This window comes from Devosia sp. LjRoot3 (genome assembly GCF_964252865.1).
In the GTDB taxonomy this organism is placed as follows: domain Bacteria; phylum Pseudomonadota; class Alphaproteobacteria; order Rhizobiales; family Devosiaceae; genus Devosia.
Genome location: NZ_CAXUPK020000001.1, coordinates 985189 through 1011230 on the forward strand (window position 1 = coordinate 985189; position 26042 = coordinate 1011230).

The 26042-nt window shown below is 63.1% G+C and carries 26 protein-coding genes and 1 tRNA gene; 19 read left to right on the forward strand and 8 right to left on the reverse strand.

Going from position 1 to position 26042, the window contains the following annotated elements; all coding sequences use genetic code 11:
- The first annotated feature begins 9 nt into the window (after nt 1–9).
- Genes ACSQ2A_RS04760 through ACSQ2A_RS04790 form a run of 7 tightly spaced genes read left to right on the forward strand, consistent with a single transcriptional unit; the run spans nt 10 to nt 8332 of the window.
- Nucleotides 10–1167 carry a CaiB/BaiF CoA transferase family protein gene (locus ACSQ2A_RS04760; protein ID WP_436071285.1) on the forward strand — a complete coding sequence of 386 codons (1158 nt, stop codon included), beginning with the start codon at nt 10–12 and terminating at the stop codon, nt 1165–1167.
- Nucleotides 1164–2330, forward strand: a complete 1167-nt coding sequence (locus tag ACSQ2A_RS04765) for an acyl-CoA dehydrogenase family protein (protein WP_436071286.1) — start codon at nt 1164–1166, stop codon at nt 2328–2330. The genes ACSQ2A_RS04760 and ACSQ2A_RS04765 overlap by 4 nt, the downstream gene beginning before the upstream one ends.
- A complete protein-coding gene (locus tag ACSQ2A_RS04770; protein WP_436071287.1) occupies nt 2327–3406 on the forward strand; it encodes an acyl-CoA dehydrogenase family protein in 1080 nt (359 codons plus the stop codon). The genes ACSQ2A_RS04765 and ACSQ2A_RS04770 overlap by 4 nt, the downstream gene beginning before the upstream one ends.
- On the forward strand, nt 3403–4590 hold the full coding sequence (locus tag ACSQ2A_RS04775) for an acyl-CoA dehydrogenase (RefSeq protein WP_436071288.1): 1188 nt from the start codon (nt 3403–3405) through the stop codon (nt 4588–4590). The genes ACSQ2A_RS04770 and ACSQ2A_RS04775 overlap by 4 nt, the downstream gene beginning before the upstream one ends.
- Complete coding sequence (locus ACSQ2A_RS04780) at nt 4591–6645, forward strand: 3-hydroxyacyl-CoA dehydrogenase NAD-binding domain-containing protein (RefSeq protein WP_436071289.1); 2055 nt, start codon at nt 4591–4593, stop codon at nt 6643–6645.
- Nucleotides 6642–7391 (forward strand): electron transfer flavoprotein subunit beta/FixA family protein, encoded by a 750-nt coding sequence (locus ACSQ2A_RS04785; RefSeq protein ID WP_436071290.1) that lies wholly within the window; start codon nt 6642–6644, stop codon nt 7389–7391. The genes ACSQ2A_RS04780 and ACSQ2A_RS04785 overlap by 4 nt, the downstream gene beginning before the upstream one ends.
- Before the next feature lie 5 nt (nt 7392–7396).
- Nucleotides 7397–8332 carry an electron transfer flavoprotein subunit alpha/FixB family protein gene (locus ACSQ2A_RS04790; RefSeq protein WP_436071291.1) on the forward strand — a complete coding sequence of 312 codons (936 nt, stop codon included), beginning with the start codon at nt 7397–7399 and terminating at the stop codon, nt 8330–8332.
- 12 nt (nt 8333–8344) lie between these two features.
- On the opposite strand, the gene ACSQ2A_RS04795 is transcribed toward ACSQ2A_RS04790, so the two are convergent.
- The 3 genes from ACSQ2A_RS04795 to ACSQ2A_RS04805 all read right to left on the reverse strand — a co-directional run bounded on the left by ACSQ2A_RS04795 (nt 8345) and on the right by ACSQ2A_RS04805 (nt 10135).
- On the reverse strand, nt 8345–8998 hold the full coding sequence (locus tag ACSQ2A_RS04795) for a DUF1345 domain-containing protein (protein WP_436071292.1): 654 nt from the start codon (nt 8996–8998) through the stop codon (nt 8345–8347).
- Nucleotides 8999–9034: 36 nt separating this feature from the next.
- On the reverse strand, nt 9035–9664 hold the full coding sequence (locus ACSQ2A_RS04800; protein ID WP_436071293.1) for an SH3 domain-containing protein: 630 nt from the start codon (nt 9662–9664) through the stop codon (nt 9035–9037).
- 99 nt (nt 9665–9763) lie between these two features.
- Complete coding sequence (locus tag ACSQ2A_RS04805) at nt 9764–10135, reverse strand: hypothetical protein (RefSeq protein ID WP_295410086.1); 372 nt, start codon at nt 10133–10135, stop codon at nt 9764–9766.
- A gap of 155 nt (nt 10136–10290) precedes the next feature.
- Between ACSQ2A_RS04805 and ACSQ2A_RS04810 the strand changes: the two genes are divergently transcribed.
- The gene (locus tag ACSQ2A_RS04810) at nt 10291–11286 is read left to right on the forward strand and encodes an SH3 domain-containing protein (protein WP_436071294.1); all 996 of its coding nucleotides are present in this window, start codon (nt 10291–10293) and stop codon (nt 11284–11286) included.
- A 112-nt stretch (nt 11287–11398) separates the two neighbouring features.
- Nucleotides 11399–11475: transfer RNA gene (locus ACSQ2A_RS04815), tRNA-Pro, on the forward strand.
- 59 nt (nt 11476–11534) lie between these two features.
- On the opposite strand, the gene ACSQ2A_RS04820 is transcribed toward ACSQ2A_RS04815, so the two are convergent.
- From ACSQ2A_RS04820 to ACSQ2A_RS04835, 4 genes are all read right to left on the reverse strand, one after another.
- Nucleotides 11535–12812: an O-antigen ligase family protein gene (locus ACSQ2A_RS04820; protein ID WP_436071295.1), complete on the reverse strand. Its 1278-nt coding sequence runs from the start codon at nt 12810–12812 to the stop codon at nt 11535–11537.
- Nucleotides 12809–14332, reverse strand: coding sequence for an undecaprenyl-phosphate glucose phosphotransferase (locus tag ACSQ2A_RS04825; RefSeq protein WP_295410079.1), 1524 nt, complete (start codon nt 14330–14332; stop codon nt 12809–12811). Before ACSQ2A_RS04825 ends, ACSQ2A_RS04820 begins: the two co-directional genes overlap by 4 nt.
- A 78-nt stretch (nt 14333–14410) precedes the next feature.
- Complete coding sequence (locus tag ACSQ2A_RS04830; RefSeq protein WP_436071296.1) at nt 14411–15538, reverse strand: glycosyltransferase family 4 protein; 1128 nt, start codon at nt 15536–15538, stop codon at nt 14411–14413.
- A gap of 5 nt (nt 15539–15543) precedes the next feature.
- Nucleotides 15544–16095, reverse strand: a complete 552-nt coding sequence (locus ACSQ2A_RS04835; protein WP_295410075.1) for a polysaccharide biosynthesis/export family protein — start codon at nt 16093–16095, stop codon at nt 15544–15546.
- A 152-nt stretch (nt 16096–16247) separates the two neighbouring features.
- Between ACSQ2A_RS04835 and ACSQ2A_RS04840 the strand changes: the two genes are divergently transcribed.
- On the forward strand, nt 16248–18554 hold the full coding sequence (locus tag ACSQ2A_RS04840) for a Wzz/FepE/Etk N-terminal domain-containing protein (protein WP_436071297.1): 2307 nt from the start codon (nt 16248–16250) through the stop codon (nt 18552–18554).
- A gap of 157 nt (nt 18555–18711) precedes the next feature.
- Nucleotides 18712–19746 carry a polysaccharide deacetylase family protein gene (locus ACSQ2A_RS04845; RefSeq protein WP_436071298.1) on the forward strand — a complete coding sequence of 345 codons (1035 nt, stop codon included), beginning with the start codon at nt 18712–18714 and terminating at the stop codon, nt 19744–19746.
- A 121-nt stretch (nt 19747–19867) separates the two neighbouring features.
- On the opposite strand, the gene ACSQ2A_RS04850 is transcribed toward ACSQ2A_RS04845, so the two are convergent.
- Nucleotides 19868–20080: a DUF2842 domain-containing protein gene (locus tag ACSQ2A_RS04850; RefSeq protein WP_295410067.1), complete on the reverse strand. Its 213-nt coding sequence runs from the start codon at nt 20078–20080 to the stop codon at nt 19868–19870.
- A gap of 78 nt (nt 20081–20158) precedes the next feature.
- On the opposite strand from ACSQ2A_RS04850, the gene ACSQ2A_RS04855 reads away from it, so the two are divergent.
- The 8 genes from ACSQ2A_RS04855 to ACSQ2A_RS04890 all read left to right on the forward strand — a co-directional run bounded on the left by ACSQ2A_RS04855 (nt 20159) and on the right by ACSQ2A_RS04890 (nt 26040).
- Nucleotides 20159–21220 (forward strand): COX15/CtaA family protein, encoded by a 1062-nt coding sequence (locus tag ACSQ2A_RS04855; protein ID WP_436071299.1) that lies wholly within the window; start codon nt 20159–20161, stop codon nt 21218–21220.
- A 148-nt stretch (nt 21221–21368) separates the two neighbouring features.
- Entirely contained in the window at nt 21369–21833 is a 465-nt protein-coding gene (gene rplM / locus ACSQ2A_RS04860) for a 50S ribosomal protein L13 (protein WP_295410062.1), read from the forward strand.
- A 1-nt stretch (nt 21834) separates the two neighbouring features.
- Nucleotides 21835–22317 (forward strand): 30S ribosomal protein S9, encoded by a 483-nt coding sequence (rpsI, locus tag ACSQ2A_RS04865; RefSeq protein WP_295410059.1) that lies wholly within the window; start codon nt 21835–21837, stop codon nt 22315–22317.
- An 80-nt stretch (nt 22318–22397) separates the two neighbouring features.
- On the forward strand, nt 22398–23036 hold the full coding sequence (locus tag ACSQ2A_RS04870) for a hypothetical protein (RefSeq protein ID WP_436071300.1): 639 nt from the start codon (nt 22398–22400) through the stop codon (nt 23034–23036).
- 169 nt (nt 23037–23205) lie between these two features.
- Nucleotides 23206–24579: a dicarboxylate/amino acid:cation symporter gene (locus ACSQ2A_RS04875; RefSeq protein WP_436071301.1), complete on the forward strand. Its 1374-nt coding sequence runs from the start codon at nt 23206–23208 to the stop codon at nt 24577–24579.
- Nucleotides 24580–24704: 125 nt separating this feature from the next.
- A complete protein-coding gene (locus ACSQ2A_RS04880; protein ID WP_436071302.1) occupies nt 24705–24971 on the forward strand; it encodes a metalloregulator ArsR/SmtB family transcription factor in 267 nt (88 codons plus the stop codon).
- Entirely contained in the window at nt 24968–25630 is a 663-nt protein-coding gene (locus ACSQ2A_RS04885) for an SdpI family protein (RefSeq protein WP_436071303.1), read from the forward strand. The genes ACSQ2A_RS04880 and ACSQ2A_RS04885 overlap by 4 nt, the downstream gene beginning before the upstream one ends.
- Before the next feature lie 44 nt (nt 25631–25674).
- Nucleotides 25675–26040: a hypothetical protein gene (locus ACSQ2A_RS04890; RefSeq protein ID WP_436071304.1), complete on the forward strand. Its 366-nt coding sequence runs from the start codon at nt 25675–25677 to the stop codon at nt 26038–26040.
- Nucleotides 26041–26042: the final 2 nt, after the last annotated feature.

The following is a 26042-nucleotide window of genomic DNA, read 5'->3' on the forward strand; positions in this document are numbered from 1 at the left end:
GGTGTGCAAATGGCCGACCTGCCGCTGCTGGGTGTCAAGGTTCTGGATCTGTCGAGGGTGCTTGCGGGCCCATTGTCGGCAATGGTGCTGGGCGACCTTGGCGCAGACGTGATTAAGGTCGAGCGCCCCGGCCGGGGCGACGACACCCGCGATTGGGGCCTGCCGCTTGCTGCCGGCGACACCACCTATTTTTACGGCTTCAACCGCAACAAGCGCTCGATCACGCTCGACCTTGCCAGTGAGAGCGATCGCCAGTCGCTGTTGCAACTGGTCAAAGAGGCCGATGTGCTGGTGGAGAATTTCAAGGCTGGCGACATGGAGCGCTTCGGCCTCGGCTACGATCATCTCAGCACGATCAATCCACGCCTCATCTATTGCGCCGTCGCCGGCTATGACCGCCAGGGTCCTGAAGCGGCGCGACCGGGCTACGACCTGGTGATCCAGGGCGAAAGCGGGCTGATGTCGATCAATGGCGAAGCCGATGGTCCCCCGCTCAAGCTCGGGATCGCCGCGGTGGATCTTTTTACCGGCATGTCCGCGGCCCAGGCCATGCTGGCGGCCCTTTTCCAGGCGCAACGCACGGGGAAGGGGAGGCGCGTCGATGTCGCCCTCCACGATCACGGCATTGCGCTGAGTTCCTACTACGGTTTGGAGGCGCTTTTGCGCCAGGCCGACCCGCCGCGGGTCGGCAGTGCCCATCCCTCCATCGTGCCCTATGGCGTCTTCGAGGCAGCCGATGGCCCGCTGGTCATCACCGTGGGCAACAACGAGCAATATCGCAATTTCTGCCTGAAGGTGCTCAAGCGCCCAGATCTCGCCGATGATCCGCGTTTCGCCACCAATGTGCAGCGCGCCGCCAATCGCGCGGTATTGCTGGCCGCACTTGAGCCCGAAATCGCCCGCCACCAGCGCGCCGACCTTCTGCCGGCGCTGGCCCAGGCCGGCATTCCGGCCGGCGAGGTCAAGGGCCTCCACGAGGCCCTCAGCGGTGCGCGTACACAGCAATCCGGCATGGTGGGCAGCTACGAGCATCCGGCGGGCGAACCGGTCTCCGTCCTCTCCTCGCCCTGGCGCTTCGATGGCGAGCGCCTGCCGGTGCGCCGGCCGCCCACGCTAGGCGAACACAATGCCGATCTCCTGCATCCGGATGGAGCATTTTCCAAATGAGCGCGCTTTACTCTGCTGAGCTCAAGGCGTTCCGTCAGGAATTACGGGCCTTCTTCACCAGCCAGATCCCGGAGCGCATCCGCGCCAAGATCAGCGCCGGCCAACCCCTGGCCCGCGCCGATTTCGTGGAATCGCAGCGTATCCTCAATGCGAACGGCCTCGCGGTGCCCCATTGGCCCGCCGCCTGGGGCGGCCGCGATTGGGACCGGGTGCGCCTCCATATCTTCACCGAGGAATTGCAGCGCGCCGCCGTGCCACTGCCCCTGCAGTTCAACTGCAACATGCTTGGCCCCGTCCTCGCTGCCTTCGGCTCCGAGGAACAGAAGCAGCGCTTTCTACCGCGCGCGGCCAATCTGGACGACTGGTGGTGCCAGGGCTTTTCCGAGCCCGAGGCCGGGTCTGATCTCGCAAGCCTGCAAACAAGGGCCGTACGCACGCCCCAAGGTTATCGCGTCACAGGCCAGAAGACCTGGACCACCTATGCCCAATATGCCGACTGGATTTTCTGCCTGGTGCGGACCGATCCCGATGTCCGCAAGCAGGCCGGGATTTCGTTCCTGCTCATCGACATGCGCTCCCCCGGCATCACCGTCCGCCCGATCATCACCGTCGAAGGCCACCACGAGGTCAACGAGGTCTTCTTCGACGACGTTCTGGTGCCCTTCGATCAGCGTGTCGGCGAAGAAAATCGGGGCTGGGACTATGCCAAATACCTGCTCACCAACGAGCGCTCCGGCATTGCCCGCATTGGCCTGACCAAGGAGCGGGCGGCTCGCGCACGCCGGCTGGCCGCCACCACGCCCTTCGGCTCCGGCACGCTGCTCGACCACGCGCCCTTCCACCAGCGCCTGATCGAACTCGAACTCGACCTCAAGGCCCTTGAAATCACCCTGGTGCGCCTCGCGTCACGCGCTGGCGGAGGCGAGGGCGATCCGGCGGCCTCCATCGTCAAGCTCAAGGGTTCGCAATTGCAGCAGCGCGCTGCCGAACTGTTGATGGACGTAGCCGGCCCTGCCGGGCTGCGCGCCATGACCGGTGACATCGAGGACGATGCGCCAAGCCTGGCGCTCGCAACCTATCTCAACGCACGCAAAGTCTCGATCTATGGCGGCGCCAACGAGATCCAGCGCAACATTATCGCCAAGCAGGTGCTGGGGCTATGAACGCGATGCTGACGCAGTCCGATGAACAGCGCATGCTGGTCGACATGGTCGATGGCCTGCTGGTGGCCGAAGACCATGCCTGGTCCAACTTTGCCGAACAGGGCCTTCTCGCCATGCCCTTCGCGACCGGGGAAGGGGGCCTCGATTCATCGGCCGCTGATCTCTCGCTGGTCATGGGCGCGCTGGGCCGCGCCGACGTCGACGTGCCATTCCTCGCCAGCGCCATCATCGGCTCCCGGCTGGTGCGCAATCTGGCGAGCCCCGCTCAGCGTCTCCATTGGGCGCCGAAAATCACCGCGGGCACGATGGTCCTCGCCCTGGCTCATGCCGAGCCGGGACAGCATTTCGACGCCGCCCCCGTCGGCACCATTGCCGAGCCGACTGCCTCCGGCTTTTCGCTGACCGGCCAAAAAACCATGGTCCTGGGCGGAAAGCACGCCACCCATTTCCTCGTCAGCGCCACCGGGCCTTCCGGTCTCAACGTCTTTCTGGTTCCCGCCGACGCAGCCGGCGTAACCATGTCGCCACATTGGCTTGGCGATGGCGCAGAACTGACCCTGACAGGCGCAGAACTCTCTTCGTCCAACCTGCTGGACGGCCCGGACGCCGCAGCTTTCCTTGCCGCTGCCCTCGACCACGGCCTTGCCGGCCTCGTCGCTGGCGCCGTGGGCGCCATGGAGCAACTCCACCACCTGACGATCGACTACCTCAAGACGCGAAAGCAGTTCGGCGTCGCCATCGGCAGCTTTCAGGCCCTGCAGCATCGCGCCGTCGACATGCTGATCGAGCTCGAACAGGCCCGTTCCATGCGCGACCACGCCACAGCTGCCCTCGATGCAGACCCCGCTATCCGCCGCCGCGCCGTTCTCGCCGCCAAGGCTTATGTCGATGGCGCGGCACGGCTTCTTGGCGAAACCGCCGTTCAGCTTCATGGCGCCATCGGCATGACGCTGGAAAGCCCGGCCGGTCGCCTGTTCCGGCGCCTCTCCACCACTCAGATGCAGCTGTGCGACCGCACCCAATGCCTGCACGAACTTTCGCTCAGTCCGGCGAGCCTGCTTGAGGAAGACGAATGACCTCCACCGCTGCCTTTGCCTGGCATGACCCCCTGCGCCTTGAGGACCAGCTAACGGAACTGGAGCGCCTGCTGCGCGACGCCGCTGCCCGTTTCGCGGCCGAACGTCTCCAGCCGCGCATAGAACAGGCCTATCTCGACGAAACCGTCGACGCCGGCATCTTCGCCGAAATGGGCGCGGCCGGTCTCCTCGGCACCACGGTTCCCGAACAATATGGCGGCCTCGGCGCCAGCTATGTCGCCTATGGCCTCGTGGCCCGCGAAATCGAACGCGTGGATTCGGGCTATCGCTCGATGATGAGCGTGCAGTCCTCGCTCGTGATCCATCCCATCCTTGCTTATGGCAGCGAGGCGCAAAAGCAGCACTTCGTGCCGCGCCTGACCTCGGGGGAATGGATCGGCTGCTTTGGCCTGACCGAACCCGGTGCTGGCTCCGACCCGGGCTCCATGCGCACCCGCGCCACCCGCACCGCCAACGGCTATCTCCTCAATGGCGCGAAAACCTGGATTTCCAATTCGCCCATTGCCGATGTCTTCGTCATCTGGGCCAAGTCCGATGCCCATGATGGCGCCATCCGCGGCTTCGTCCTCGAAAAGGGATATCCCGGCCTCTCCGCTCCCCGCATCGATGGCAAACTGTCACTGCGCGCTTCGGTGACCGGTGAAGTCATCCTCGAAAATGTGGAAGTGGGCGAGGACGCCCTGCTGCCACATGCCTCTGGGCTCTCCGGCCCCTTCGGCTGCCTCAATCGCGCCCGCTATGGCATTGCCTGGGGCGTCATGGGCGCGGCCGAGGATTGCTGGTTCCGCTCCCGCCAATATGGGCTCGATCGCGAACAGTTCGGCAAGCCTCTGGCCGGCATGCAGCTCTACCAGAAGAAGCTCGCCGACATGCAGACCGACATCGCCTTCGGCCTGCAGGGCGCCCTGCGCGTCGGTCGGCTGATGGACGAGGGCGAAATGGCCCATGAAATGGTCTCCCTGATCAAGCGCAACAATTGCGGCAAGGCGCTCGATATCGCGCGCCTCGCCCGCGACATGCACGGCGGCAACGGCATTCAGGCCGGCTACCAGGTCATGCGTCACGCGCAAAATCTGGAAACGGTGAACACCTACGAAGGCACACACGACATCCACGCGCTGATCCTGGGTCGCGCCCAGACCGGCCTGCAGGCGTTTTTCTAGGTGCAGATCGTCCTCGACAGACCGGTCCGCTATCGTCGCGAGGGTACGCTGGCGGTAGCAACGCTCGACAATCCGCCGGTCAATGCCCTCAACCACGCAACCCGCGCTGGCATTCTCGCCGCCATCGAGGCCGCCGAAGCCGACCCCGAGGTGACCGCGCTCATTCTCGAAGGTTCCGCCCGGGCCTTTTCCGCGGGCGCCGACATCGCCGAATTCTCCGCCCCGCCACAGGCTCCCAGCCTTGCTGACCTCAACACCCGTCTCGCCGCCTGCACCAAGCCCACGGTAGCCCTCATCGCCGGTGTGGCGCTCGGAGGCGGACTCGAACTGGCTCTGGCCTGCCGCCATATTCTGGCGTCGCCGCAAGCAAGCCTCGGCCTGCCTGAAGTCAAGCTCGGCCTCATTCCGGGCGCGGGTGGCACGGTGCGACTGCCAAAGCGCATCGGCCTCGTCCGAGCACTTGCCCTGATCGGAGACGGAGAAGCGGTCACCGCCACCCCCGCGTTCGACCTCGGTCTCGTCGACGCCATGGTCCCCGCGGACGCCGATGCTCTGGAAGCTGCCCGGGTCTTGCTCGCTAATCCGCCCCAGCAACTTGTTCAGGAATCGCCCGACGATCTCGCTGCTTTCGAAGCCGCGGCCGATTCCTTTCTCGCCCGACACAAGGGGCAGGCGGCCCCGCTGGCTGTGGTCGATGCCTTGCGCAATGCCGCAACCCTGTCCCCGCCGGAGGCTCTGGAGCGCGAGCGCCAGTCCTTCGCGATCCTGCGCACCAGTCCTGAATCCGCAGCACTCCGCCATCTCTTCTTTGCCGAGCGTGTCGCTGCCAAGGTCGATCGGTCAACGGGCGCCACTGACATCAAGACCGTCGGCGTCATCGGCGCCGGCACCATGGGCCGCGGCATCGCCATGGCCTTCGCCAATGCCGGTCTGGCCGTCCACCTCTTCGACGCCGACCCCGAGGCCCTCACGCGCGGCCTCGACAGCATCACCGCCACCTATGCCAGCGCGGTAAAACGCGGCAGTCTGTCGGCGCAAATGGCGGACCAAGCTCGCTCGGCCATCCGGCCTCTATCCGAACTCCCACAGCTGGCCGATTGCGATCTCGTCGTCGAAGCCGCCTTCGAAGACCTTGCGGTCAAGCAAAGCATCTTTGCCGCGCTCGACGCCATCATGCGCCCTGGCGCCATCCTCGCCAGCAATACCTCCTACCTCGACATAGACGCCATTGCCTCGGCCATACGCCGACCCGAAGCCGTGCTCGGGCTGCATTTCTTCTCCCCAGCGCAGGTGATGAAGCTCGTCGAAGTGGTCCGTGGCGCATCAACCGCGCCCGACGTCGTCCAGACCGCTGTGGCGCTCGCCAAACGCCTCGGCAAAGTGCCAGTTGTCGTCGGCGTCTGCCCCGGCTTTGTCGGCAATCGAATGCTGGGTGCCCGCAACGCCGAGCTTGTCGACCTGCTTCTGGCCGGTGCACCGCCTATGCAGGTCGATGCCGCCTTCACCGCCTTCGGCTGGGCCATGGGCCCCTTCGTCATGCAGGATATGGCGGGCCTCGATATTTCCTGGCGCAACCGCCGCGCCAAGGGTGAAAGCCTTCCTGTCGCCGACGATCTCTGCGCCGCCGGGCGCTTCGGACAAAAAACCGGGGCAGGGTACTACCGCTACGAAACCGGCTCGCGCACACCCATGCCCGATCCCGAAGTCGCGGCACTGATCGGCCGCATTGCCGCCGAACGGGGCATTGTCGTCCGCTCCATATCCGATCGCGAGATCATCGAACGCACGCTCTACCCCATGATCAACGAGGGTTTCAGAATCCTCGAAGAGGGCATTGCGGCGCGCGCCTCCGACATCGACCTTGTCTGGGTCCATGGCTACGGCTTTCCTCGCGCGCTGGGCGGCCCGCTCCATTGGGCGCACCGGCAGGATCTAGGCGCCATAGTCGCCTCCCTCTCAGCCTGGCATGACGAGACCGGCAAGGCGATCTTCCAGCCTGCCGCAAGCCTTGTTGCCCTGGCCCAATCCACCTCCAATCGCGAGACCTCCTCATGAAAGTGCTCGTCACTGCCAAGCGCGTCATCGACCCTGTCATGCGCATTCAAGTGCGGTCCGATGGCTCCGGCATCGAAACCACGGGCGCCCGGATGATCATCAACCCCTTCGACCAGATCGCGCTCGAAGAAGCCTTGCGGCTCAAGGAAAAGGGTCAAGCGAGCGAAGTTGTTCTCGTGACGATCGGCCCCTCCGTTTCACAGGACATCCTGCGCACCGGCCTCGCCATGGGCGCCGACCGCGCCATTCTCATCGAAAGCAACGACCGGCTCGAACAGCTCGCCGTCGCCAAGCTCCTGCGCGCCGTCGTGGAACAGGAACAGCCGGGCCTCGTGCTCATGGGCAAGCAGTCCATCGACAGCGATGCCTCGCAAACGGGTTCGATGCTGGCGGCGCTCCTCAATTGGCTGCAGGCCACCTTCATTTCCGAACTCACCCTTGCTTCGGGCAGGGCGGTGGCAGTCCGCGAAGTCGACGCTGGGCTCCAGACCCTCGATCTGCCGCTTCCCGCGGTGATCACCACTGATCTCAGGCTCAACGAGCCGCGCTTTGCTTCCCTGCCCAATATCATGAAGGCACGCAGCAAGCCGCTCGCCGTCGTTCCCGCAGACAGTTTCGGCGTCGATCTCTCGTCGCGGCTAAAAGTCCTCTCAACCCGCGAACCGCCCCGGCGGCAGCGTGGAACCATGCTCGAAACGGCCGGCGAACTCGCCGGCGTGCTCAAGACACAACTCAATCGCGGGTGAGAAAAATGGCCAGTCTGGTTTTGGCAGAAGTACAGTCCGGCGACCTGGGGCCGAGCGTTGCCCGCGTCGTGTCCGCCGCCGCCCAATTGGGCGCACCCGTAGATGTTCTGGTCGCCGGCGCAGAGGCCGCCAAGGCCGCTGCAGCGGCAGTGCTCACGGGAGTACGCAAGGTACTCGTTGCCGAACACCCGCAATTGTCCGGCTCGGTGTCCGAGCCTCTGGCGGCGCTGCTACAGCAATTGTCGGGCGACTATGACGCCTTCCTCGCGCCCGCAAACGCCGTGGGCAAAAGCGTGATGCCGCGCCTCGCAGCCCTGCTCGACGTGTCGCAGATATCCGAAGTCACCGCCATCATCGACCGCAATACCTTCGAGCACCCGGTCTATGCCGGCGCGGCCATCGAGACCGTCTCGGTCTCCGAGCCGCGGCTGATCCTGACCATTCGAGCCTCGGCCTTTGCGCCCGCCGAGGTCGGCAACGCGAACGCGCCGATCGTGCCCGTCGCCTTTACGCCGCTCGCCGATGCGCCGCGTGTGCTGGCCGAGACGGTGACCGCCTCGGACCGCCCTGATCTCGGCACAGCGCGGGTTGTGGTTTCGGGCGGTCGAGCCTTTGCCTCGCGCGACGCGTTCGACTCCCTGCTGGCTCCCCTGGCCGAGCAACTGGGCGCCGCCATCGGCGCCAGCCGCGCCGCCGTCGATTCCGGCTACGCCCCCAACGATCTTCAGGTGGGCCAGACGGGCAAGGTCGTGGCGCCCGACATCTACCTCGCCATCGGCATTTCCGGCGCCGTCCAGCACGTCGCCGGCATGAAGGGCGCCCGCATCATCATTGCCATCAACAAGGATGCGTCCGCCCCCATCTTCGAAATCGCGGACTATGGCCTTGTGGGCGACCTCTTCGACATCGTCCCGCAGTTGACGCAGGCGCTGACGCGGTGAGCCAGCTTGCCCCTAGCTATAGAGGCTGCCCACTGTGTTGATCGCGAAGGCCAGGATGCCGAGGTTGAACAGGAAAGCTGCGCCTCCCTGGGCCAGCGCGATCCGGCGCATATGGGTGCCCTCTATGGTCACATCCGAGGTCTGAAAGGTCATTCCCAGCGTGAAGCTGAAATAGAAAAAGTCCGAATAGTCGGGCGTGCCGCCACCAGGAAAATTCAGGCCCGCCCGGTCTCGTCCATCGCGCTGCTGATAGTAGAGATGGGCGTAGTGGAAGGCGAAAACCGTGTTGGCGAACACCCAGGCGAGCGCCAGCGAGCCCAGGATCAGCGGCACCTCAATCCAATTTGCGTCCGGATGTGCGATCAACGCTCCCACGGCAATCAGCACGATGAGCAGAACCAGCACGGTGATCGCCAGCAGGCCCGCGCGATTGGCATCGTTGGCCGCCGAAGTCGAACGCATCGTCGCAACGTCGTCGTTGAGCAGCGGAAGCGCCGACACGAGGAAGACGAGCGTAGCAACGTCGAAACTGGCAAGAACACCGATCTGCAGTTCAATCCCGGCCAATACTGCCAGCAAGAGCAGGCCAACCAGGGTTGCAGCAAACAGGACGAAGCGCGGTGGCGCAACGTGGCGCCCCATCACTCGGACGAGTCGGGCGGGCAAGACGGGCTTTTCGAACACTCCCTTTGGCACGAAAGCTCAGTCCCCGGCATAGACTATGTCAAAAATCGAATAGCGCTCCTGGCCGTCGTCCAGATCGACCTCGGTTACGTCCTCCACCTGGCTCGACGTCATCGTGGTGCCCGCCGGCTCAACCGGCTCGCCATCCCGGAATTCCAGCAATCGCTGTCCACCGTCCGGCAGCGTTATGAAAATGCTGGCGAGACTTTTCTCGGGCACCCGGATGACGCCGAATGGGCAGGACGTGGCGTCTGGAAAACTCTTGAGAACACAGGGGAGATCGCCGGTCGCATGGTAAGGCGTGCCCTCCACGAGGGCGTCCCCCTCCGTCGGTGGGGCGTTCTCGACAAGGAAGCGTCCTGCCACCCACCCTTTGACGGTGATGCCGTCGGGCGATTCGACCCGGCACCATCGGGCATCGCCCTGGCCCTCGCAGCCAAGATTCCGCAAAACCGTTCCGTTGGCGATCTGGATCACCACTGGTGCCGATGCCGACGCTTCTGATCGAACGTTGAGACTGCCTGTTTCGCTCACCCCGCTCACGGCCCAGAAGTCCGGACCGGCGGCCCCGTTGTCAGCGCCCTGCGCAGCACACAAACCCGGCACGGCAACAGCGATCAGCAGCGAAAGACAAGACGCTTTGAGCATTCGTATCTCCTGGTCACGATGGCGGCCCGGTAGGATCTGGAGTGCGGACGCAGCGGTGACGCCAACAAAACGACGTACCGCACTCCGGCTACCGGCTCCCTATTTGCATGCCGGATACTTGGCCCGATCCGCTTCGCTGACATCGACGGGGCACTCACCATCGGCGGGCGGAGCATAGTCGTCGGCAATTTGGCAGACGCCGTTGGCCCCGTGCTGGCCGGTATAGGAGACGTCGGGCGTACCATCCGGATTGATGGTCAGCGAGATCGTCGTGTGGTTGTGCTTGGCCTCGTAGTAATTCTCGTTGAAGACCTGAAGCTTGGCTTCCGTCCCGTTGATATAGATGGGCCCGCCTTCATCGGCGTGAACCTCGATGTCCCCGGGGCAGGTGGCGTTCACAAGTGGAATGGCGGCCCATGCAGGCGCGCCGAGCAGCATAAAGGCGAAGGCGGTCGTAGCAATCCGTTTCATCGGTGGCTCCTTTCTGCAACCGCGCCACTATCACGCCTGCAAGACACTCAGCTCAACCAAAAAATTGCATTCAGGTCCGTTGCATTTGTCATCGCGCCGCCTCGCCTTCCGTGTAAAATTCTGAGAATTCCGAGATCGTAGAAAGGAATAGACAAATGTTCCCGATTTTCCGACGCTTCTTGTCTATGGCCACCTTGGCTCTGTTCCTCGGGTCGGCGCAGCTGGCTGCCGCCCAGGATGCACGCACCGTGGAGATCCGCTTTCCGCGTGGCCAGAGCGGAACCACCGTTTCGCAAAGCATCTCCGGTTATCAGTCGTTCAACTACGTGCTTGGCGTGTCCGCCGGCCAGCGCATGAACGTGCAGCTCGATACCGACAACCCGAGCAACTATTTCAACATCACCGCGCCGGGCGCATCCGAAGCCCTTTTCAACGGGTCGATTTCGGGTACGTCCACATCGTTCGATATTCCCTCAAGCGGCAATTACACCATCAGCGTGTACCTGATGCGCAATGCCGCGCGTCGCGGCGAGACCGCAGATTACGACCTGACGATCTATGTCGAAGGCAGGCCAACCGCCGCAGCACCAGCCTCGGTCCAGAACGATTTTGCCGACGGCCTGGCGGGCGGGCCCGACTTCTGGCAGGTGCATGGCCTGTCCGGCGGCGACACTCTCAACGTGCGCTCCGCTCCCTCCACTGGCAGCAGCGTCCTCGGGCGGCTCGTCGAAGGTGACATCGTCCGCAATCTGGGCTGCCAGATGAATGGCAGCACCCGCTGGTGCAGCATTGAGAGCAACAGGGGCCTTAGCGGCTGGGTGGCAGGGCGATATCTGCACGAGTCGATGAACCAGGCGCCGCAGCGTCCTGCTCCGCAACGTCCCACGACCTTGCCGGCTCCGGTTCCGTCAGTTCTTCCTGCACCCCTTCCAGTCGTGCCGGTGGATAGCGTTTCCACCGCGAACATGCCCCGCTTCTGCGTCGGCGAAGCCTCCGCGCAGTTCGGCGTGCGCCCGCAGGACATCACCGCCAACATGGCCTTCCAGACGGGCAACATGTACGTCTCACAGGGCTATTTCGATCGCGACGGCGATACGACCTTCTTCAATTGCTATTTCCAGCTCAACGGCAGCTTCATCGCTGTGAACTGAGGGAACCAGCACACCAAACTGTGCGCTTCCACACGCAAATTGCCCTTTGTTTCCATTCTCGGAAAAATCAGGGTTGCGTCAAAACACCTGTTTGTCTATGTCTCCGCGCAGTCGGGGCGTAGCGCAGCCTGGTAGCGCATTTGTCTGGGGGACAAAGGGTCGTCGGTTCAAATCCGGCCGCTCCGACCATTTCACCAAATCAGCTGAAATGCCTGCTGGCCGCGATCAACTCGCGGCCTTTCGCTTTTCTAGACCAGCATCTGCTCGCGGCGCGCGGAAACCCGTTGCTCATTGGCGATCGCCGTCGAGAGCCCCCAGATCAGCCCGATCAGCAGGAAGAAGTGCCGCCAGTGGTCGGAGTCGATGATCGCCGACTCGGCAACGACCATCGTAAATGTCGCCATCACCGGAATAGCCATGAGCCGATACGGGGAAGGGCGCAGCAGCATGACTGTGCCTTTCCAGAGCGTTGCGATGATCATCAGGTAGTAGAGCAGCCCGCCGCCCCAGCCATAGACGTGAATCACGGTGATGTAGACGTTGTGCGGCTCTTCGATGATGCGCAGGTTTCGGAACTCGCCGGGGCCGATACCCCACGGATTGTCGAGCGCCAGTTCCAGCGCATAGCCCTGCCGCCCAAACCGGCCCGTCTCGCCCGTGTCATAGTTTTGAGACGACGCCCGCAGCTCAAAGAAATTGGCAACCGCAGGCACCGAGAGCAGCCCGCCCAGCGCCACGATCAGCATGCCGGCCCCGATGAGCGTCATGAGCAGGATGCGCACCTTGTCCCGCGCCCCGGCCTCCAGCAGGAAAACCAGAACCAGCGTGATCAACGAAGAGGCCGCAAAATGCCCCCAGCCGCCGCGCGAGAAGCTGACGAAAACCCCGACAAACAGCACGAAATAGACCCCGGCCGCGATAAATGACTGCCAGCCACGCCCCAGCAACACGCGCTGCAGCGCAAACATCGCCGGCAGCACCAGGAAGGGCGCATAGACGTTCGGGTCCTTGAATGTCGCCTTGGCGCGATCATAACGCAGGAAGAGGTCGGCACCCGGCATCAGCCGCAGATAGGCCAGCGTGCCGATAATAGCCAGGATCACCGCAATCACCGTATAGGCGCGCATGATCACGCGCATGCGCTTCTCGGTGGATTGGGCCAGATAATTGGCGACGAAATAGCTCGTCAGCATCAGGAAGATCGTCACCGCGGTGAAGATCAGCGCCTCGCTGACCGGCGTGAACCGCACCTGGATGGCGGCGATCAGTGCAAAGGGGATGAAGCACAGCATGATCGCCAAGAGCCCGAAGGTCGAGCGATAGAGTCCGATACCGGCCATGATCGCCACTGGCAGAACAGCCAGAAACATCACTTCATAGGGCGATGGCTCGATGAGCACGATGCCGCCGGCAAAGATCCACAGTGCCACGACACCATCGAGCAGCTTCAGCGCCTTCTGGCGCATGAAGTCAGCGCCGGCCCATCTCGATCCCAGCGCGGCATCGAATGTGCCGGAGACCGTCAATAGGCGTTCTCGCTCTTGGCAACGAGGGAAACGGGCGTCATCAGCACGATGTAAAGATCGAGCAGCAGGCTCCAGTTCTCGATGTAATAGAGATCGTGGTTCACGCGCTGCATGATCTTGTCGATCGTATCGGTCTCGCCGCGCCAGCCATGAATCTGGGCCCAGCCCGTCATGCCCGGTTTTACGCGGTGCCGCGCAAAATAGCCTTCCACGGCCTCATAATAGAGCTTGTTATCGGCCTTGGCCTGCAGCGCATGGGGGCGTGGCCCCACCACCGAAAGCTCGCCCTTCAACACATTGAAAAGCTGCGGCAATTCATCAATGGACGTCTTGCGGATAAACTTACCGACGCGCGTCACGCGCGGGTCGCCCTTGGTCACAAGCTTGGCCGCACCCGCATCGAGCATGTCGGTGCGCATCGAGCGGAACTTGTAGATGCGGATCAGCTGGTTGTTAAAGCCGTGCCGGTTCTGCACGAAGAACACCGGCCCCTTGCTCTCAAGTTTGATGGCAATGGCCGTCGCAATCATGATCGGCGACAAGAGGATCAGCGCCGTAATCGCCACCAGCTTGTCGAACACCCACTTGAAGACGAGGTTCCAGTCCGAAATCGGCCGGTCGGCCATGTCGAGCACAGGCACGCCGCCGACATAGGAATAGGCCCGGTCGGTAAACTTGAGCTTGCTCATATGCGCCGAGAGGCGAATATCTACCGGCAGCACCCAGAGCTGGGTCAGCATATCCAGCACGCGCTTTTCCGCCGAAAGCGGCATCGAAACGATGACGAGATCGACCGGCGTCACCCGCGCAAATTCGATCAGGCTCGACACCTTTCCGAGCTTTGCCAGCCCCGCCACCGAATCCGGCGAACGCTCGTCATAGCGATCATCGAACATGCCCAGCAGTTCGATATCCTTGTCCGCGCCATTCTTGATCTGCTCGATCAGCACTTCTGCATCGCGCCCGCCACCGACAATGACGGTGCGGCGCTTGAGGCGCCCAAGATCAGTCCAGCGCTGCACCAGAAAACGCAGCGCCAACCGATAGACGATCAGCAGCGCCGCTCCCGACAGGAACCAGCTGAAAAGCCAGACGCGCGAAACCATATCGCCCGCCTTGAAAAAGAAGATTGCGGCCGTCACCACGGCCATAACCGTGAGCCACACGGCTAGCACGCGGCCAAATTGCCCGACGACGCGCCGATAGGTGGTGATGCGATGCGCCCGCAGCAGGTTGAGCCCGATATTGGTCGCCAGGCACACGCCCAGCGTCACGAGCAGATAAAAGCCTTCCTGCCCGGATTCGACATAGGCGGCATGAATGCCATAGCCGAGAATGCCCAGCAGCAAGGCTTCGACAACCTGCGCGACGCCAACGATAATATTGCCCGAATAGGTGCGCTCTACCGGCCGGCTGGCGATTTCCGTGGCCGCAGCGGAAAGAACAGGTCCGGCCCCATCCCCATCGGGCCGACGCGCGGCATGGTCCTCAATGGCCTGCTTAGGATCGACACGAAACATCACACGCTACCGCAAAAACTCACTCACGCTGGGCCGGCATGATGCGCGCAATGCGTTTATATCAGGTGAAGCGGGTTCTTAGCCTTTTTCCTGCACGTCCCGGTAGAGCGCTTCGATTCGCCCCACCATGGTCTCGAGCGAGAATTCGCCGGCCACGCGCTTGAGCCGCACCTGCATCTCTGCCCGCCCGGCCTCTGGTCGGTCAAGCACAGCCTGCATCGCCGCCGCCAGCGCCTCGGCATCGCCCGGCGGCACCAGCGTCTCCGCCGTCCCGGCAAAAATCTCGGGAATGCCCCCAACGCTTGTCGTCACCACCGGCAATTGCGCCGCCGTTGCCTCCAGCACCACATAGGGCAGGGACTCCGCCAGCGACGGCAGCACCGCAACACGCCCTTGCGTAAACACCGTCCGGGCCGGCTGCGACCCAACCAGTTTCACGCGCTCTCCGAGCGACAGCGCCACGATCCGTTCTTCCAGCTCCGCCCGCTGCGGCCCATCCCCCGCCATCACCAGAGTGGCCGGGGTTCCACCCTGCCGCCTGAGTCCCACCATGGCCTCGACCAGCGGAAAAATCCCCTTGAGCTCGCGCAACTCGCCGACAAACACGAAATCCGCCGCATCCTCGGCAATCGTCACCGGCTCGAACTCACCGGCATCAAGCCCGTTGTAAATGATCTCCGTCCGGCAGGTCGGCGGCGTGATCAACCTTCCATAGGTTTCCCGAGCAAAGTTGCTTTCGAAAATGATCGCCCCGGTCTCCCCGAGCAGGCGCCGCTCCAGCCAGTGAAACGCCTGTCCGCTCTTCGAGCGCGCTGAAAAGTGCAGCACCCCGCCATGCGGCGTGTAGAGCGCCACGGGCCGCTTGCGCCCGATATGCGCGAGCCGGGCATAAAAGCCCCCCTTGGCCCCATGGCCATGGAGAATATCTACGGAAAGATTCCGCGCCAGTTTCCGCACGGCAAAGGGCGTCGAAAGATCGCCCCGCCCGAGTAGACGCGGCATAGGCATGGCATGCACACCAAGATCGGCAAAATCCCTCAGCGCATCCAGTCGCCGTTCGGTCTGCGCATCGCTGGCGAGGGAATCAACGATCAGCCCGACACTATGCCCGCGCGCCTTGAGCCCGCGCGTCAAATCCGCGACATGCCGAAACAGCCCGCCCACGGGCGCGCGCATAACCTGCAAGATGCGCAGGGGTCGTTCCATCCCGCTTAGAACCAGCGTTCGGAAATGACGATCGTGTCACCGGGATAAATGGGGAAGTCGAGGTCCGCCGGGCCGCGAACCATTTCATTGCCCTGGCGACGATAGACCGTCACCTGGTTGCGGTCCGCCGTTTCCGTATAGCCGCCAGCCGTGCTGATGGCCGCGCGTACGGTCATGTTCGGCACATAGGAGAACTGCCCCGAAGTCCGCACTGCACCCTGGATAAAGAAGGGACGATATTCCGCCACTTCCATCGCCACATTCGGGTTGCGCAGATAGCCATTGGCCAGGGCCCCGGCGATGCGCGATGCCGCAACACTCGTCGTCTGCCCGCGCACCTGCACCTGTCCCACGAGCGGGAAGGCAATCGCCCCGCTATCGCTCACGCGGTAGGTATTGCTCAGCTCCTGATCGCCATAAACCGAAACGCGCACCACATCGCCCGTATCGAGCGTATAGGGGCCGTTTGGCTCGACGAAATAGCTTCCGGGGCGCGTCGTTGCGCAGCCCGCGAGCGGCATCATCAATGTCAAGGCGAGAATGGGAAGCCAGCGCATGGTCAATCCGCGCGTTTCGAGTGGCCCTTAGCATTCCCTGTCATGGTTAAGATTTTCCTTATGCCGGACAAGCTTGCTCCGAATTTGCCGCTGCGATTAACCGATTTTTGACCACGAAGCCCGATAGTGCCGCTGCATGCTGAGGATCTGCCGTGAGCGAATATGCCCCGACAATGCGCGATGCGCGAATTGACGTGACTGCGGTTCTCGCCGCGGTTGGCAAGCGTTTGCCGCGCATCATTATCGTCACGCTGCTGGTTCTGGCCGCTGCGTTTCTCGTCCTCACAATGCTGCCGCGGCTCTATGAATCCTCGGCCTCGATTCTCGTTGAGCCGCGCTCCAATGTTTATACGCGCTCTGCCAATGAGCAGGCGCCCGCCAGTGGTTCTGGCGATACCAGCGTCGTCTCCAGCCAGATCGAACTGATAAAGTCGCGCGATACGCTCCTTGGCGTCATCGACCAACTCGACCTGCGTTCCAAACCCGAATTCAACGGCAGCCAATCCGGCTTCTCTCCGCTCGGCGTCGTCATGCAGCTCATCGGTCGTGGCTCGACGCCCATCAGCGTCGATGAGCGCGTCATCAATACGCTCTATGATCGCATGACGGTCATCCAGCAGCGCGACTCGCGCATCATTTCTATCCTGGTGCGTTCGACCGATCCGCAGCTTGCCGCCGATATCGCCAACGCCGTGGCCGAAGCCCACGTCGCTCGCCGCGCCCAGCTCTCGCTCTCCGACACTGCCGAAGCCTCCGATTGGCTGCGCCAGGAAATCGAGCGTCTCCGCACCGTCGTCGGCGATGCCGAAGCCGCCGTTGCCCAATATCGTGTCGATAACGACCTCTTCATCGGCACCAACAATACCAGCCTGCTCGATCAGCAGCTCTCCACCATCACCACCCAGATCACCTCCGCCCAGGAGCGCAAGAACACGGCGCAGTCGCGTGCTGCCGTCATTCGCGGTCTCCTGGAACGCGGTCAGCCTATCGAAAGCGTCGCCGACGCGCGCAATTCTGCAGTCGTGCAGCAGCTGAGCCAGGAAAAAGCCCGCCTTCAGGGTCAGCTCGCCCAGCTTTCGGCGACGCTCCTCTCCAACCACCCCAATATCCGGGCCCTCAACGCCCAGATCGCCGAGCTCGACAATCGCATCAACCAGGAAGGCTATCGCGTCGCCGCCGCCCTCGAAGCCGAAGCCCAGGTCGAAGCCGATTTGGAAGCCTCGCTCCAGGCCGACCTCAGCCGCTTCAAGCAGACCGCCTCCACGGCAACGCAAGACACCGTCGCCCTCGATAGCTTGCAGCGCGAGGCCAAGGCCCAGCGCGACCTGCTCGAGGCCTACCTTATGCGCTACAACGAAGCATCGTCCCGTGCCGATTCCGGTTCCGCCTTGCCCGACGTGCGCGTCGTCACGGAAGCCGCGCCCTCCGTCACCCCAGCTTTCCCCAAGACCGCGCTGATCCTTGCCGGTGTTGGCATCGTCACCTTTGCCGTGCAGTTCGGCGCCGTCGTCTTCGGCGAGCTGATGTCCGGCCGCGCCCTGCGCCCCATCGAGCCCTATGCCTGGGAACGCGCCGGCCGCGAAGAGCCAGCTGTCAACGCACAGCCGGAGCAAGTCGCGCCGTCCGACGAGGAAGAGCCACTCTACGAAGAACCAGCCTATGAAGAGCCCGTCGCTGAAGTCGACGCGGTTGAGACCGAGCCTGTCTACGAGGAGCCGGCCCGACCTGCAGCCTTCGCCTATGTCGAGCCCGATCCGGCGCAGGCCGCCTCGGAAAGCGCCCGTCGCCTCCTGCAGGAACTGGCCGACCGCCGCAACCAGCGCGACGCCGCCCGTGCCGCCATGGAATCGGCCCCGGCACCAAATCCTGTCACCGTCACACCCATTCGTCCTCAGGCACCGCGCCAGATCACCGGCATGATCCGCTATGCCGACCTCGCGGCCGATCTCGTTCTGGGCAAGACCCACCTCTTGCTCCTCGCCGATCACGGCAGTCGCGAACCCTCTCGCCGCATGGCCGATGCCCTTGCCGCCGATGGTCTGGCCAAGGGCCTCAGCGTTGTGCTCGTCGATGCCGGCAGCGGCCGCACCAGCGACGCGCCCGGCCTTTCCGACCTCAGCACCGGCCAGGCCGGTTTCGGCGATGTCGTGCAAAAATCCGCCGACCAGAGCTTTGCCGAAGTGGCCTGGGGGCAGGGCGACACCGTAGACCGCACCTCCGCAAAGCCCTCCATTCTCATTGAAGCCCTTGGCGACATCTATGAAGTCGTCATCGTCCTGACCGGCCGAGTCGGCGCCCGCTCGACCCTGCCGGTCTTCGCCGATCTCGATGGTCGCGTCGTGCTCGTCACCAGCGAAGACGAAGACGCCGACACCGCCGAAACCCTGCGCAAACAGCTTCTCGACGCCGGCCTGCCACGCGTGGAAATCTCGGCTCTGGAAGACGCCGTTGCGGCCTAGCTGTCGCACTGTCCTTTTACCAAACGCGATTGTCACCCCGGCGAAGGCCGGGGCCTATCCCGAGATCTCAAGATGGATCCCGGCTCAAGGCCGGGATGACACCGGTGGGTGTGAGGACATCACGCCACGTTTCCAATAAGGCGCGAGGTTGCCTCCCATGAAATACGCCGCCATCCGCGCCGCCTTCGAACTGCTCTGGCTCTCCCGCCTGCCGGCTTTGTCGCGCGCACTCTCCGCGTCGCGCGGCGTCATCTTCACCCTGCATCGCGTCCTGCCCGAAAACCCACCCGCGTTCTCCCCCAACGCCATCCTGCAAATCCGCCCCGATTTCCTCGATTATGTCATCGAGCGCGTGCGCGATCTGGGCATCGACATCATCACCCTCGATGAAGCCGTCGAGCGCCTCGCAGCCCCCAAAAAGGGAAAGCCCTTCGTCGTCCTCACCTTCGACGATGGCTATCGCGACAATCTCGAATACGCCCTGCCGATCCTGCTCCGTCACGAAGCGCCCTTCACGCTCTATGTGCCCACTGCATTCGTCGACGGCGTGGGTGAGCTCTGGTGGCAGGCCATTGAAGACATCATCGCCCGCCAGGAAGCCGTCGCCTTCACCGAAAACGGCGAGGTCGAATATGTCGACACCGCCACCACGGCCCAGAAGAAGGACGCCTTCAACCGCCTCTACTGGCACCTGCGCAAATTGCCCGAACCCGAGCGCCGCGCCTTCCTCGCCGAGTTCTGCCACAACTACGGCTACGATCTCGAAAAGCAGTGCCGCGACCTGATCATGAGCTGGCAGGAACTGCGCCTGTTTGCCGGCGAGCGGCTCTGCACCATCGGCGCCCACACCGTGCACCACTACGAGCTGGCAAAGCTCCCCGAAGACGAAGCCCGTCAGGAAATGCTGCAATCAGTGGAAGTCATCCAGGCTCAGTTCGGCATTCGCCCCGAGCACTTTTCCTATCCCCTCGGCGGCCCGCTCTCCTGCGGTCCCAGGGAATTCGCGCTGGCAAAGGACCTCGGCTTCAAAACCGCCGTCACCACCCGCCCCGGCGGCCTCTACCCGCACCACCTCGAAACCCTGACCGCGCTCCCCCGCGTCTCGCTCAACGGCTACTTCCAGTCCGAACGTTACGTGGACGTCTTCGCCAGCGGCGGCATTTTTACGGTGCTAGGCAAACTGACCGGCTGACGTTCGGCGCTCTATGCTCTGACTCTGTCGTCATTGCCGGGCTTGTCCCGGCAATCCATCTCGCCTCCGCATGGACCACCGGGACAAGCCCGGTGGTGACGATGATCACGAGAGTGTGCCGCTAAGCCTGCACGTCCGGCTTCGCCATCCAGCGAATGATCGCCATGGCCGGCAACAGCCAGCCCATGCCCGCCACGATGAAATACACGATAAGCACATACCAGGGCAGTTCCGGCGGAAACGCCAGATAGACCGAGGTGGCGAGGCTCGCCCAGACGACGATGGAGAACACGCACAAAAGCGCGCCGATCAATTTGCGGTTGCGTTGGGTCATGTGCGGCATCTGGACTGTTGCGACTGGGCGAGGGTGGCATTACCACTCCGCCAGCCCCATCGATACCGGAATGTTGCCGTGACCACCCAGCACAATGCCGCACCAGGACAAATCAGCTATGCGAGCGACCTTCTCCGGCCGGTCCGCATCTGGCTCTACGCCCTTGCTAGCTTTGTCCTGCTGATCGTTGTGGTCGGCGGTATCACGCGGTTAACGGAATCGGGTCTTTCCATCACCAGCTGGAAGCCGATTTCCGGCACGATTCCCCCGCTCAACGACGCCCAGTGGCAGGCCGAGTTCGAAGCCTATCAGCAGATTCCGCAATATTCGATCGTCCATTCCTGGATGGACATCAACGACTTCAAATACATCTTCTTCTGGGAATGGTTCCACCGGCTCCTGGCGCGTGCACTCGGGCTGATCTTCATCATCCCATTCGTTATTTTCCTGTTCCAGAAGCGTCTCTCGCGCAACCTTGCTTTGCCTCTGTTCACCCTGTTCATCCTCGGCGGCTTCCAGGGTTTCCTTGGTTGGTGGATGGTCTCGTCAGGTCTTTCCGAATTGACCTCGGTTTCTCAATATAGACTTGCCGCCCACCTCTGCGCCGCCTCGCTGCTCTTCGTCGCGCTCATCTATGTAGCGCGCAGCATCGAACCTGGCCGCGTCCTCGGTCGCGTCAATCCATGGCATCTCACCACCGCTATCATCTTGGGCGTGCTATTGATTTTACAGATCGGGGCAGGGGCCTTCGTCGCCGGTCTCGATGCCGGCATGGGCTACAACACCTGGCCGCTCATGGATGGCGCCATCATCCCCAAGGGCCTGTTCGTCATGGACCCGGCCTGGCGCAACCTCTTCGAAAACGCCCTCACGGTGCAATTTATCCACCGTGGCATCGCCTATGTTATTGTCGCCTATATCGCCTACCTGATCTGGCGCCGCAGCAAGGATGGCGGTTTTGGCGGCGTCCATGGCTGGCTGCCACGCATCGGCATCCTGGTTCTGCTCCAGGTCGGCCTTGGCATTGCGACCCTGCTCGCCAGCGTTCCTATCTCGCTGGCTGTCGGCCACCAGTCCCTGGCCTTCATGCTCGCCGGCGCCACGGCCGCCTATATCGCTGACATGCGCAGAGTGCGGTAATATAATACCGCATTCACAAGTCATTGAAATTACAGAGCTATTTAAAGGCGCTTGACGGCTTCCAGAATCCCCCTTAGAGACCCCTCCGAAACCTGTGATCCGTCCTCTGGATGAGGTCACAAACCAGAGTTTTCTAGGGATTTCAACAATGACCACTTACTCGGCAAAACCGAGCGAGATCGAAAAGCAGTGGATCCTCATCGACGCCGAAGGGCTGGTCGTGGGTCGTCTCGCTTCGATCATTGCTTCGCGTCTGCGCGGCAAGCACAAGGCCACCTTCACGCCTCACATGGACATGGGTGACAACATCATCGTCATCAATGCCGACAAGGTGAAGCTGACCGGCCGCAAGCTCGATCAGCACCGCTTTTACTGGCACACCGGCTATCCCGGTGGCATCAAGGACCGCACCGCTCGCGAGATCCTCGAAGGCCGCTTCCCGAACCGCGTTCTGGAAAATGCCGTTCGCCGCATGATGCCGGGCGGCCCGCTGACCCGCGCCCAGCTCAAGAACCTCCGCGTTTACGCCGGTTCCGAGCACCCCCACACAGCGCAGAACCCGAGCACGCTCGACGTCGGCGCTATGAACACCAAGAACGTCCGGGTGAAGTAATATGGCTGAAACCATCAACTCTCTCGAAGCTCTGGGAACTTCCGCTGCTGCTCCCGTTGCCTCCTCGGCTCCGGTTCACGTGCAGAAGCTTGACTCCCTTGGCCGCGCCTATGCCACCGGCAAGCGCAAGAACGCCGTCGCTCGCGTCTGGATCAAGCCGGGCAAGGGCAAGGTGACCGTGAACGGCCGCGAATTCGCTGCCTACTTCGCTCGCCCGGTTCTTCAGCTAATCGTCAAGCAGCCGATCGTTGCTACCGACCGTCTCGACCAGTACGACGTCAACGTCACCGTTGCCGGTGGTGGTCTCTCCGGTCAGGCCGGTGCCGTTCGTCACGGCATCTCCAAGGCGCTGAACTACTTCGAGCCGGGCCTGCGCCCGATCCTCAAGAAGGGTGGCTTCCTGACCCGCGACAGCCGTGTTGTTGAACGTAAGAAGTACGGTAAGGCCAAGGCTCGCCGCTCCTTCCAGTTCTCGAAGCGCTAAGCTTCACACAAAAAATTCTTGGAAAGGGCCGGGCAACCGGCCCTTTTCTTTTGCTCGGACCGACCTACATCCACCCCGCCATGCCCAGCCTCGTCACCCGCTTTCATCTGCTGATTTTTTCGGTGACGCTGTCCATCACGGCCGTCGCCGTCTTGCGCGTGCCAGCCGACTTTCTCTTTCCGGCCCACTGGCATGGCTCCAGCGCCGATTGGCTGTGGCCCCGCGATACCGCTCTGGCCGTCGCGCCGATCGTTCAGGCCGCGTTGCTGCTGGCCTTCTTCGTCCTCGGCCGCGCCCTCACACGCAATCACATGGCCAAGGTCCGCCACATTCTCGATCCTGCCCTCAGCCTCGCCCTGGCCGTGCCGGCTGCCTACCAGTTCGGCCTCTTGTTCATGGGCATAGGTTCGGACCTGGACCTCATTCGCGGCCTCGGCTTCCTCTTCGCCGCCGTCCTGATCCTCCTGGGACTCGTCCTCTTCCACGCCGAGCGCCACAGCTATGGCGGCCTGCGCATGCCCTGGCCCATCCGCTCCGATCGCGCCTGGATCATCGTGCATCGTGTGAGCGGCATCGCGGCGGGGCTGGCCGGAGCAGGCCTGGCTACCTTGTCGTGGATCGATGCTGGCCCTGGCGTGCTCGCCGTCGCCTTCGCCGCGAGTCTCTTCGGTCTCCCGCTCTTTGCGGCCCTGGTGAGTCTGGCCGTAAGTCGCGCCTGACAACTTCTATTCTCTCTTTCGGCCCTTCGAATGAGAAAATTCTTCTAACCCGGAAAGAAATGGAACGGCATGCGCTGCGGCAAAACTGTGGCGGGCGTATGGTCTGGTCAATCTGCAGGCACAATGCTCAAGCGATGGGCAATGAAGCCGCCAGCCGAAAGGTCATCTAATGTCTCCCACTTCCGTCGCTGCGGCGCGCGCTCCCAAGGCGCCTAAGCCGTTTTACGCCAATTTCGGCTTCCAGGTCCTCGCGGCCATGGTCATTGGCCTTTTCCTCGGCTTCATCGCCCGCAATATGGGTCCCGATGCCGCTGGCAATGCCAATTGGCTGACCCAGACCCTTGCCACCGTCGGCTCGTCCTTCGTGTCGCTGCTGCGCGCGCTGGTGCCGGTTCTGGTCTTCACCGCCATCGTCGCTTCCATCGCCAACCTGCGTGAACTCAACAATGCCGCCAAGCTGGTCTGGCAGACCCTTCTCTGGTTCGCCATCACCGCGCTGATCGCCGTCGTCATCGGCATCGCCCTGGGCCTCATCATCCAGCCCGGCCTCAACACCGAAGTCGCCGCGGAAGCCGCCAAGGCGCCATCTTCGACCGGTTCCTGGCTCGATTTCCTCAAGGGCCTGATCCCCTCCAACATCCTCGGCCTCCAGGCCTCCACCCGCGTCAACGATAGCGGCGCGACCACCAGCCTCTCCTTCAACGTGCTGCAGATCCTCGTGATCTCCATCGTTGTCGGCATCGCCGCCCTGCGCGTCGGCCCCGCCGCCGATCCCTTCATCGCCTTCACCCGCTCGTTCCTCAAGGTCATCCACAAGGTCCTGTGGTGGGTGATCCGTCTGACGCCCATCGGCACCATTGGCCTCCTCGGCAATGCCGTCGCCGTCTATGGCTGGGACGCGCTGGCCCAGCTCGGCTGGTACTCGGCCGCCATCTATATCGGCCTCGCCATCGTGCTGTTCGTCGTCTACCCGGTGCTGCTCCAGGTCCACGGCCTCAACCCGATCCGGTACTTCCAGAGCGCATGGCCGGCCATCCAGCTCGCTTTCGTGTCGCGTTCCTCCATCGGCACCCTGCCGGTCACCGAACGCATCACCGAGCAGGACCTCGGCGTGCCGCGTGAATACGCTGCCTTCGCCGTGCCGCTCGGGGCCACCACCAAGATGGACGGTTGCGCCTCGATCTACCCGGCAATCTCGGCCATCTTTGTCGCCCAGTTCTTCGGCATCTCCCTCGGCATCGAGCACTACCTGCTCATCGCCTTCGTGGCCGTCATCGGTTCCGCCGCCACGGCTGGTCTCACCGGTGCCACCGTCATGCTGACCCTGACCCTGTCCACGCTCGGCCTGCCGCTCGAAGGTGTTGGTCTCCTCCTCGCCGTCGATCCGATCCTCGACATGGGCCGCACCGCCGTCAACGTCGCCGGCCAGGCCCTGATCCCCACCATCGTCGCCAAGCGCGAAGGCATTCTGGATCAGGCCACCTACGACCGCGGCGAAAGCATCGACGCTCTCGACGACGCCCAGGCCGTCCCGGCTCAGTAAACGTCGCAACACGAATGTCGAAAGGGGGAGGCAATGCCTCCCCCTTTTGTTTTCCGGCGCACAATCCTTCGTCTTGACTCTAATTAGCGAAAACACTAATTAGAAAAACATCGAAGGAGAACGCCGTGGGCATCAATGCTGTCTTTGAAGCTTTGTCGCATCCGGTGCGGCGCAAGGTTTTGGCGCTGCTGAAATCGGGGCCCAAAAGTGCCGGCGAGCTGGCCGATCATTTCGCGCTCAGCCGCCCCACGCTCTCGGTTCACTTCGCCAAGTTGAAAGAGGCCGACCTTGTCGCCGTCGAGCGCCAGGGCACCAGTCTCATCTATCACCTCAACACATCGGTTCTCGAGCAGGCGCTCGCCGATGTCCTTTCGCTGCGAGAAGAAAAATGAACCAGTTGCGTCTCGTCGGTCCCTTTGCTCTCGTCTCCGTCGCAGCCCTCGCTGCCGCGACCATAGTCGGCTACCTCATGGTGCCGCCCGAAACTCTCATGCCGGTCCATTGGGGTCCGGATGGCACGGCCGACGCCTTCTGGCCGCGCAACATCGCATTGCTCATGCCGCCGGCAATCCTGGCTGCACTCTGGCTGACCTTCGCCTTGGTCTTGAAGCGGGGAGGGGAGGTGGACCGCGCCCGCCAGGGGCTTCGCGCCGCCTTTGCCGGCATCGGCATGCTGATGGCGGCCATCCAGATCGCCACCATCGCCATAGCCCTCGGCTATCCCGTGGATATGATCCGCGTCATCGCCGTCTGCATCGGCCTTTTGTTCATCGGCTTGGGCAATGTCATGCCAAAGTCCCAACCCAACAGCTATGCCGGTTTCCGCCTGCGCTGGACGCTCGAAAGCCCGGCCAACTGGGTTGCCACCAACCGCTTTGCCGGGGCGCTCATGATGCTCGGCGGCATCATTCTCACTATCGCTGCTTTGCTTATCGCGGAGCCGCTTTGGCTCTTGGCAGTCATCGTGCTATGCACCGCCGCGCCGAGTCTGAGCGGCATCATTTACAGCTACCGTTTCGCCCGGCGCGAAAGTGCGGCACGGCCTCTTTGAGGCCTCCTCGCTCGCTAGGCGTGCGAGCAAACCAAGGAACGAAAATGGCTCAATCGCCGGGTGGCTGGGACGGTCGGCGCAGGGCGCTCGCCTTGGGCATGATCTCCAACGTGATCGGCGCCCTTGCTGCCGCCGGCGCAGCCATCGCGGCCTGGCTCACCACCACGGGTCAGTCGGACCTGACGCAATGGGCACTGATCCTGGCCGGCATCGGTGGTGTCTTCGTCGCCAAGGGCACGGTCATCCTGGCCATCGCGGAGAGCCGCCCCTACGCGCCACAGGATGGCGTGCTCGAGCTGCAGCAACGCCTGACCGCGCTCGAAAACCGTCTGTCCGCGCGGAGTTCGGGTCTGGTCGGCCGCCTGGAACAGATCGAAGCCGATTTGGCAGACCTGCGCCCGCGCAGCTGATG

Bases quoted from the DNA above. Each gene is read 5' to 3' on its own strand.
- ACSQ2A_RS04885 (WP_436071303.1), top strand. From the start codon at position 24,968: ATGAACCAGTTGCGTCTCGTCGGTCCCTTTGCTCTCGTCTCCGTCGCA.
- ACSQ2A_RS04870 (WP_436071300.1), top strand. From the start codon at position 22,398: ATGCCCAGCCTCGTCACCCGCTTTCATCTGCTGATTTTTTCGGTGACG.
- ACSQ2A_RS04785 (WP_436071290.1), top strand. From the start codon at position 6,642: ATGAAAGTGCTCGTCACTGCCAAGCGCGTCATCGACCCTGTCATGCGC.
- ACSQ2A_RS04775 (WP_436071288.1), top strand. From the start codon at position 3,403: ATGACCTCCACCGCTGCCTTTGCCTGGCATGACCCCCTGCGCCTTGAG.
- ACSQ2A_RS04890 (WP_436071304.1), top strand. From the start codon at position 25,675: ATGGCTCAATCGCCGGGTGGCTGGGACGGTCGGCGCAGGGCGCTCGCC.
- ACSQ2A_RS04850 (WP_295410067.1), bottom strand. From the start codon at position 20,080: ATGACCCAACGCAACCGCAAATTGATCGGCGCGCTTTTGTGCGTGTTC.
- ACSQ2A_RS04830 (WP_436071296.1), bottom strand. From the start codon at position 15,538: ATGGAACGACCCCTGCGCATCTTGCAGGTTATGCGCGCGCCCGTGGGC.
- rpsI (WP_295410059.1), top strand. From the start codon at position 21,835: ATGGCTGAAACCATCAACTCTCTCGAAGCTCTGGGAACTTCCGCTGCT.
- ACSQ2A_RS04875 (WP_436071301.1), top strand. From the start codon at position 23,206: ATGTCTCCCACTTCCGTCGCTGCGGCGCGCGCTCCCAAGGCGCCTAAG.
- ACSQ2A_RS04760 (WP_436071285.1), top strand. From the start codon at position 10: ATGGCCGACCTGCCGCTGCTGGGTGTCAAGGTTCTGGATCTGTCGAGG.
- ACSQ2A_RS04845 (WP_436071298.1), top strand. From the start codon at position 18,712: ATGAAATACGCCGCCATCCGCGCCGCCTTCGAACTGCTCTGGCTCTCC.
- ACSQ2A_RS04790 (WP_436071291.1), top strand. From the start codon at position 7,397: ATGGCCAGTCTGGTTTTGGCAGAAGTACAGTCCGGCGACCTGGGGCCG.
- rplM (WP_295410062.1), top strand. From the start codon at position 21,369: ATGACCACTTACTCGGCAAAACCGAGCGAGATCGAAAAGCAGTGGATC.
- ACSQ2A_RS04770 (WP_436071287.1), top strand. From the start codon at position 2,327: ATGAACGCGATGCTGACGCAGTCCGATGAACAGCGCATGCTGGTCGAC.
- ACSQ2A_RS04800 (WP_436071293.1), bottom strand. From the start codon at position 9,664: ATGCTCAAAGCGTCTTGTCTTTCGCTGCTGATCGCTGTTGCCGTGCCG.
- ACSQ2A_RS04765 (WP_436071286.1), top strand. From the start codon at position 1,164: ATGAGCGCGCTTTACTCTGCTGAGCTCAAGGCGTTCCGTCAGGAATTA.
- ACSQ2A_RS04805 (WP_295410086.1), bottom strand. From the start codon at position 10,135: ATGAAACGGATTGCTACGACCGCCTTCGCCTTTATGCTGCTCGGCGCG.
- ACSQ2A_RS04825 (WP_295410079.1), bottom strand. From the start codon at position 14,332: ATGTTTCGTGTCGATCCTAAGCAGGCCATTGAGGACCATGCCGCGCGT.
- ACSQ2A_RS04835 (WP_295410075.1), bottom strand. From the start codon at position 16,095: ATGCGCTGGCTTCCCATTCTCGCCTTGACATTGATGATGCCGCTCGCG.
- ACSQ2A_RS04810 (WP_436071294.1), top strand. From the start codon at position 10,291: ATGTTCCCGATTTTCCGACGCTTCTTGTCTATGGCCACCTTGGCTCTG.